Annotated in this window: 5 protein-coding genes, 1 rRNA gene and 1 pseudogene; 6 read left to right on the forward strand and 1 reads right to left on the reverse strand. The window is 52.4% G+C overall.

Annotation, left to right across the window (positions count from 1 at the left end; genetic code table 11):
• The first annotated feature begins 11 nt into the window (after positions 1 to 11).
• The 6 genes and pseudogenes from AC2FAJ_RS14505 (at position 12) to AC2FAJ_RS14530 (ending at position 8,249) form a co-directional block, all read left to right on the forward strand.
• On the forward strand, positions 12 to 3,125 hold the full coding sequence (locus tag AC2FAJ_RS14505) for an efflux RND transporter permease subunit (protein ID WP_485454261.1): 3,114 nt from the start codon (positions 12 to 14) through the stop codon (positions 3,123 to 3,125).
• A gap of 301 nt (positions 3,126 to 3,426) precedes the next feature.
• On the forward strand, positions 3,427 to 3,648 hold the full coding sequence (locus tag AC2FAJ_RS14510; RefSeq protein ID WP_008502867.1) for a lipoprotein: 222 nt from the start codon (positions 3,427 to 3,429) through the stop codon (positions 3,646 to 3,648).
• Positions 3,649 to 4,095: 447 nt separating this feature from the next.
• Complete coding sequence (locus AC2FAJ_RS14515) at positions 4,096 to 5,121, forward strand: amino acid ABC transporter substrate-binding protein (RefSeq protein ID WP_060572024.1); 1,026 nt, start codon at positions 4,096 to 4,098, stop codon at positions 5,119 to 5,121.
• Between the two features lie 67 nt (positions 5,122 to 5,188).
• Positions 5,189 to 6,370, forward strand: coding sequence for an amino acid ABC transporter permease (locus AC2FAJ_RS14520; RefSeq protein WP_045630751.1), 1,182 nt, complete (start codon positions 5,189 to 5,191; stop codon positions 6,368 to 6,370).
• A 9-nt stretch (positions 6,371 to 6,379) separates the two neighbouring features.
• Positions 6,380 to 7,483, forward strand: a pseudogene (locus tag AC2FAJ_RS14525) (amino acid ABC transporter permease).
• Positions 7,484 to 7,490: 7 nt separating this feature from the next.
• Positions 7,491 to 8,249: an amino acid ABC transporter ATP-binding protein gene (locus tag AC2FAJ_RS14530; protein WP_041907797.1), complete on the forward strand. Its 759-nt coding sequence runs from the start codon at positions 7,491 to 7,493 to the stop codon at positions 8,247 to 8,249.
• A 106-nt stretch (positions 8,250 to 8,355) separates the two neighbouring features.
• Here the strand turns inward: AC2FAJ_RS14530 and rrf are convergent.
• Positions 8,356 to 8,448, reverse strand: a 5S ribosomal RNA gene (gene rrf / locus AC2FAJ_RS14535); the annotation flags it as partial.

Below are 8,448 nucleotides of genomic sequence, written 5' to 3' on the forward strand. Positions count from 1 at the left end.
GGAACGACGACATGGCTAATTTCTTTATTCAAAGGCCGGTTTTCGCCTGGGTACTTGCCATCATTTTGATGATTGCAGGCGGGCTGGCCATTCTCAAACTGCCCGTCGCCCAGTATCCGACGATTGCTCCGCCAGCCGTGGCGATTTCTGCGACCTACCCCGGCGCTGATGCCCAGACGGTGCAGGATACCGTGACCCAGGTTATCGAACAGAACATGAACGGTATCGACAACCTGATGTACATGTCTTCCACCAGCGATTCAGCAGGTAATGTCACCATCACACTGACCTTCGAGTCAGGAACGGATCCGGACATCGCCCAGGTGCAGGTGCAGAACAAACTGCAGCTCGCCATGCCACTGCTGCCGCAAGAGGTACAGCAGCAAGGGATTGGCGTTGAGAAATCCAGCAGCAGCTTCCTGCTGGTCGCCGGTTTTGTTTCGGACAACAAAAACCTCACTCAGGATGATATCTCCGACTATGTCGCCTCGAACGTCAAAGATGCTATCAGCCGAACGACGGGTGTCGGCGATGTTCAGCTGTTTGGCGCCCAGTATGCGATGCGCATCTGGCTCGACAGCAACGCGATGAATAAATACCAGCTGACGCCGCTGGATATTATCAACCAGCTGAAAACGCAGAACGACCAGATAGCGGCAGGTCAGTTGGGCGGTACGCCATCGGTTCCTGGACAGCAGTTGAATGCCTCCATCATCGCGCAAACTCGCCTGAAATCACCGGAAGAGTTTGGCCGCGTGACGCTCAAGGTGAACCAGGACGGCTCGATGGTTCACCTGAAGGATGTCGCTCGCATTGAGCTCGGCGGCGAAAACTACAATATGGTGACCAAAATCAACGGGCAGGCCGCAACCGGCCTGGGGATTAAGCTGGCAACCGGGGCAAACGCGCTGGATACCGCGGCAGCCATCAAGAGCAAACTGGCGCAACTGCAACAGTTCTTCCCGCAGGGGTTGAAGGTCGTCTATCCCTATGACACCACGCCTTTTGTGAAAATTTCTATTCATGAAGTGGTGAAGACCCTGTTTGAAGCGATCGTTCTGGTCTTCCTGGTCATGTATCTGTTCCTGCAAAACCTGCGCGCGACGCTCATTCCGACTATCGCGGTGCCGGTGGTTCTGCTGGGTACCTTCGCGGTTCTTGCGGCGTTCGGTTTCTCCATCAACACCCTGACGATGTTCGGGATGGTACTGGCGATAGGGCTACTCGTTGATGACGCCATCGTGGTGGTCGAGAACGTTGAGCGCGTGATGGTAGAGGACAAGCTGCCGCCGAAAGAGGCCACGCAGAAGTCGATGGAGCAGATCCAGGGCGCGCTGGTGGGGATCGCGATGGTTCTCTCGGCGGTCTTTGTCCCGATGGCCTTTTTTGGTGGCTCGACGGGCGCCATCTATCGCCAGTTCTCGCTGACTATCGTTTCCGCCATGGCCCTCTCCGTGCTGGTTGCGCTAATCCTGACGCCCGCACTCTGCGCAACGCTGCTTAAGCCCGTTTCTGGCGATCATCATGAGAAGAAAGGGGGGTTCTTTGGCTGGTTCAATGCGCTCTTTGATAAGAGCGTGGAGCACTACAGCAACAGCGTAAGCGGTATTTTGCGTAAGACCGGTCGCTATCTGGTGGTGTATGTCATTATTGTCGGTGGGATGGCGGTGCTGTTCCTGCGCTTACCTACCTCCTTCCTGCCTGAAGAGGATCAGGGGGTATTTATGACGATGGTTCAACTCCCGGCGGGTGCGACCCAGACGCGTACTCAGCAGGTTCTCGACCAGGTTCAGGACTACTATCTGACCCAAGAGAAAGCGAACGTTGAATCCGTCTTTACCGTTAACGGCTTTAGCTTTAGCGGTCAGGGCCAGAACTCCGGTATCGCCTTCGTCAGCCTGAAACCCTGGGAAGAACGTTCTGGGGAGAAAAATAGCGTTGAGGCCATCGTGGGCCGAGCGACAAAAGCGTTCAGCCAGATTAAAGACGGTCTTGTATTTCCGTTTAACCTGCCTGCCATTATCGAACTGGGAACCGCAACGGGCTTCGACTTTGAACTTATCGATCAGGCAAACCTGGGGCATACCCAGCTGACGCAGGCGCGTAATCAGCTGCTCGGCATGGTGAAAGAGCACCCTGACCTGCTGGTTCGCGTGCGTCCTAACGGCCTGGAGGATACACCGCAGTTCAAACTGGATGTCGATCAGGAGAAAGCGCAGGCGCTGGGTATTAGCATTTCTGACGTCAACCAGACGATATCGACGGCGTTGGGTGGTACCTATGTGAATGACTTTATCGATCATGGCCGTGTGAAAAAAGTTTACGTCCAGGCGGATGCGAAATTCCGAATGTTGCCGGGGGACATCAACAATCTCTACGTGCGCAGCGCGAATGAGGAAATGGTGCCGTTCTCATCCTTTAGCAGCGCTCACTGGGTTTACGGTTCTCCTCGTCTGGAACGCTATAACGGCATGCCGTCCATGGAGATCCTCGGTGAGTCAGCCCCAGGGAAAAGTACCGGTGAGGCCATGGTGATGATGGAAAGCCTGGCGGCAAAACTGCCTTCCGGCATCGGCTATGACTGGACGGGAATGTCTTATCAGGAACGCCTTTCCGGTAACCAGGCGCCTGCACTGTACGCCATTTCACTGATCGTGGTGTTCCTGTGCCTGGCTGCACTGTATGAAAGCTGGTCCATACCCTTCTCTGTCATGCTGGTTGTGCCGTTAGGCGTCATCGGGGCTCTTTTCGCAGCGTCACTGCGCGGGTTAAACAATGACGTCTATTTCCAGGTCGGCCTGCTGACAACGATTGGGTTATCAGCGAAAAACGCCATCCTGATCGTCGAATTTGCTAAGGACCTGATGGATAAAGAAGGTAAAGGTATCATTGAGGCCACGCTGGAAGCCTCAAGAATGCGCCTTCGCCCGATCCTGATGACCTCCCTGGCCTTCATTCTTGGCGTCATGCCGCTGGTAATTAGCACCGGAGCCGGGAGCGGCGCGCAAAACGCCGTCGGTACGGGTGTGATGGGAGGCATGCTTTCCGCAACGCTTCTGGCTATTTTCTTTGTGCCCGTTTTCTTTGTGGTTGTCCGGAGACGGTTTACCAACCATAAGGATTAACGTATCCCTGAAGGCACCGTTTGGTGCCTTTTTTATTTTAATATAAACAATGGATTAGTCATTATTGAATCGCATATAAAAAATTCATGAGTTTGCATTAAGTAAAAGCGCCCTGTTGCGACTCCATAATTTCTCCATGAATTTATCCAGAAAACGCTTTTTCTCCATGATTTTTACAAACTACATAATTTGAGATTATTCCACGTGTAACGGGAACTTACCCTGGTGGTAAAATAATCTCCAGTTCGTTAATAGCCCTCCTGGCTTTGCAGCGAATAAGAAATAATACTGAGGTAACATCATGAAAAGATTCATTTCCGTTGCACTTCTCGCTGCGCTGCTTGCTGGTTGCGCGCACGACTCTCCTTGTGTACCGGTTTACGATGATCAGGGCCGACTGGTTCATACCAATACCTGTATGAAAGGCACCACCCAGGACAACTGGGAAACAGCGGGTGCCATCGCTGGCGGCGCTGCCGCAGTAGCGGGTTTAACGTTAGGTATTGTTGCCCTGACGAAGTAACATCTGTTCAGAAAGCGCGGCTCCGGCCGCGCTTTTGCTTTTAATGAGTGCACCATTTTCTAATAAATAAATAAGTTCCGCATTTATTCTTATATTTCATTTCAACCAACCGCTAACAACACCTTTTCTTATCTCTGATGATTTTCATACATTAATACTATTGAATACTCTGCCAATATTCACCTGAGAAACTATCTCTTCTTTTTATCTCATCCCGGTTAAAACTTTTGCTCCAATTTGTGGCACCGGTTGTAATTTCGCACTGTTTCGGGGCGCTCATTTTATTTAAGCCTGTCTACACTCTGCATTAAGCGTTCAGTTTTCTCTTATCTCGCTGAACTCAAAACTGGCATTACGTTTGCTTTATAAACGTTGGCCAATGCCACAGACAGGTTAAGCGCTTAAAAACGCTTCTATAACAATAAATTTCGCCACACAGGATCCATTATGAAAAAGACGATGATAGCCAGCCTGACCGCTGCAGGCATGTTGTTTGCCATAGTCGGTCAAGCCCATGCGGGAACGACGCTGGATGCCGTTAAAAAGAAAGGTTTTGTTCAATGCGGTATCAGCGACGGTCTACCTGGCTTCTCTTATGCCGATGCGAACGGCAAATTTACCGGTATTGATGTGGATGTCTGCCGTGGCGTCGCAGCAGCGGTTTTTGGTGATGACAGCAAAGTAAAGTACACCCCGCTGACGGCGAAAGAGCGCTTTACGGCGCTGCAGTCCGGCGAAGTTGACATGCTCTCGCGTAATACCACCTGGACCTCCTCCCGCGATGCAGGTATGGGGATGTCATTTACGGGCGTGACCTATTATGACGGCATCGGCTTCCTGACCCACAATAAAGCGGGCCTGAAAAGCGCCAAAGAACTGGATGGCGCCACCGTGTGTATCCAGGCGGGTACCGATACCGAGCTGAACGTCGCGGATTATTTCAAAGCAAATAAGATGAAATACACCCCTGTGACTTTCGACCGCTCGGATGAATCAGCCAAAGCGCTGGAATCCGGTCGCTGCGACACCCTGGCCTCTGACCAGTCACAGCTGTATGCCTTACGCATTAAGCTGAGCAATCCGGCGGAATGGATTGTCCTGCCAGAAGTGATCTCCAAAGAACCTCTCGGACCGGTTGTGCGTCGTGGCGATGAAGACTGGTTCTCTATCGTTCGCTGGACGCTGTTTGCCATGCTGAATGCAGAAGAGATGGGCATCAACTCGAAAAACGTTGATGAGAAAGCGGCGAATCCTTCCACCCCGGATATGGCGCACCTGCTCGGTAAAGAAGGTGATTTCGGCAAGGATCTGAAGCTGGATAACAAGTGGGCTTACAACATCATCAAACAGGTGGGTAACTACGCAGAGATCTTCGAGCGTAACGTGGGATCGGAAAGCCCGCTGAAGATCAAACGCGGCCAGAACAATCTCTGGAATAACGGCGGTATTCAGTACGCGCCACCAGTACGTTAAGTCATAGCTGTAACGGGCACTGCTCGGGCAGTGCCCACTCCAGAGTCATGGTTACTGAGGTTTCTTTATGTCCCATCGCCGCTCAGCCGTAAAAGGATCGCTATCCTTTTCTCATCCCGCGGTCCGCGCCTGGCTATTCCAGATTATTGCTATTGTTGCGGTTGTTCTTATCGCCGTGTATCTCATCCATAACACCATCACTAACCTGAATAATCGCGGTATCACCTCCGGTTTTGCGTTTCTGGATCGCAGCGCGGGCTTTGGGATTGTTCAGCACCTTATCGACTATCAGGAGGGTGACACGTACGGACGCGTGTTTGTGGTCGGTTTACTGAATACGCTTTTGGTATCGGCACTTTGTATTGTCTTCGCGTCCATCCTGGGCTTCTTTATTGGGCTGGCGCGTCTTTCTGAAAACTGGCTGCTGCGAAAGCTTTCCACCATCTATATTGAGACGTTTCGCAACATCCCACCGCTGCTGCAGATCTTCTTCTGGTATTTCGCGGTGCTGCGTAATCTTCCCGGTCCCCGCCAGGCCGTCGATGCGTTTGAGCTGTTTTTCCTGAGTAATCGTGGGTTATACATTCCCTCTCCGCAGGTGGCCGAAGGGATTTACGCCTTTATCGTCGCCATTATTGTTGCGCTCGCGATTTCCGTCGGCCTGTTCCGCTATAACCGTAAGCATCAGATTAAAACCGGACAGCTTCGTAAAACATGGCCAGTTGCCGCTGCGCTGATTGTTGGCTTACCGTTAGTTGCTCACTGGCTTTTTGGTGCAGCCTTGCACTGGGATATTCCTCACCTACGCGGGTTCAACTTCCAGGGTGGTATGGTGTTAATTCCTGAACTGGCAGCACTCACGCTGGCGCTTTCAATTTATACCTCCGCGTTTATTGCGGAAATCATCCGCTCCGGGATCCAGGCCGTGCCTTACGGGCAGCACGAGGCGGCACGTTCACTCGGTTTGCCGAATACCGTGACGCTTCGCCAGGTCATTATTCCGCAGGCTTTACGGGTGATCATTCCGCCCCTGACCAGCCAGTATCTCAACATTGTCAAAAACTCATCGCTAGCAGCTGCCATTGGTTATCCGGATATGGTGTCTCTCTTCGCCGGAACCGTGCTTAACCAGACCGGACAGGCCATAGAAACCATTGCCATCACCATGTCCGTCTATCTATTCATCAGTCTGGCCATTTCGTTGCTGATGAACCTTTATAACCGTCGTATAGCACTGGTCGAGCGCTAAGGATCTATGATGACAAAAGCGATACTGTCGCACTCCTCGCGCCCTGCCAGCTCGACGGGTGGACGTTTTATTCTCTGGGCGCGTAAGAATCTCTTCTCCAGCTGGAGTAATAGCCTGCTGACGATTGTCTGCCTGTGGCTAATGTGGGAATTGATTCCTCCCCTGCTGAACTGGGCGGTTATACAGGCCAACTGGGTCGGTACAACTCGGGCAGATTGCACAAAAGCCGGCGCTTGCTGGGTGTTTATTCATGAGCGCTTCGGTCAGTTCATGTATGGATTGTAACCGCATGAACAGCGCTGGCGGATTAATCTGGCGCTGGTCATCGGCCTGCTCTCTGTTGCAGTCATGTTCTGGAAAAAGCTGCCTCATCGCGGGCGCTATATTGCTGGCTGGGCGGTGATTTATCCGATTATTGTCTGGGTGCTGCTGTATGGCGGTTTTCTGGGGCTGGAACGCGTTGAAACACGCCAGTGGGGTGGCCTGACGCTGACATTGATTATCGCTTCTGTAGGGATCGCCGGCGCGCTACCGTTGGGCATTTTACTCGCCCTGGGTCGCCGTTCAAAAATGCCGGTCGTACGCGTGCTCTCCGTTATCTTTATTGAGTTCTGGCGCGGCGTACCGCTTATCACCGTACTGTTTATGTCGTCGGTCATGCTGCCACTGTTTATGGCGGAAGGTACAACGATCGACAAGCTGATCCGTGCCCTGGTCGGGGTGATTCTCTTCCAGTCCGCCTATGTCGCTGAAGTTGTACGCGGTGGCCTGCAGGCATTGCCTAAAGGCCAGTACGAAGCGGCGGAATCGCTGGCGCTCGGTTACTGGAAAACGCAGGGGCTGGTGATCCTTCCGCAAGCGCTCAAGCTGGTTATCCCTGGTCTGGTCAATACGATCATTGCTCTCTTTAAAGATACCAGCCTGGTGATCATCATCGGATTGTTCGATCTCTTTAGCAGCGTGCAGCAGGCAACCGTTGACCCTGTCTGGCTGGGTATGTCCACCGAGGGATATGTCTTTGCCGCTCTGATCTACTGGATCTTTTGTTTTAGCATGTCGCGCTATAGCCAGCATCTGGAAAAGCGCTTTAACACCGGGCGTACACCGCACTGAGGAAATTATGAGCCAAATGACTATGACAACCGCCAACGCGATGATTACGCTGGAAAACGTCAATAAATGGTATGGACAGTTTCATGTCCTGAAGGACATCAATCTTAAGGTAAAGCAGGGCGAACGCATCGTCCTTTGCGGCCCTTCCGGTTCAGGTAAATCCACAACCATTCGCTGTATTAACCATCTTGAAGAGCATCAACAAGGGCGCATTGTGGTTGATGGTATTGAACTGAATGAAGATATCCGCAATATCGAACGCGTGCGGCAGGAAGTGGGAATGGTATTTCAGCACTTTAATCTGTTTCCACACCTGACCGTTCTGCAGAACTGTACGCTTGCGCCGATTTGGGTCCGAAAGATGCCGAAACAGGAGGCGGAGGCGCTGGCGATGCACTACCTTGAACGCGTACGCATCGCGGAGCATGCCAATAAGTTTCCTGGTCAGATCTCGGGCGGGCAACAGCAGCGCGTGGCTATCGCCCGTTCGCTGTGCATGAAACCCAAAATCATGCTGTTTGACGAACCGACATCTGCGCTGGATCCCGAAATGGTGAAAGAAGTACTGGATACCATGATTGGGCTGGCCCAATCCGGCATGACGATGCTGTGCGTCACGCATGAGATGGGATTCGCGAGAACCGTGGCCGACCGGGTGATCTTTATGGACCGCGGCGAGATTGTTGAGCAGGCACCGCCGGATGAGTTCTTTGCGCATCCGAAGTCAGAACGTACGCGAGCATTTTTATCGCAGGTAATTCATTAGTCGTTTGCTCTGCCGGGTGGCGGCTTCGCCTTACCCGGCCTACGGTTTGTGCAGCGCAGAAACGCAAAAAGGCCATCCTTTCGGATGGCCTTTTCACTTATTTGATGTCTGGCAGTTCCCTACTCTCACATGGGGAGACCCCACACTACCATCGGCGCTACGGCGTTTCACTTCTGAGTTCGGCATGGGGTCAGGTGGG

Source organism: Enterobacter cloacae complex sp. 385G4 (genome assembly GCF_057320665.1).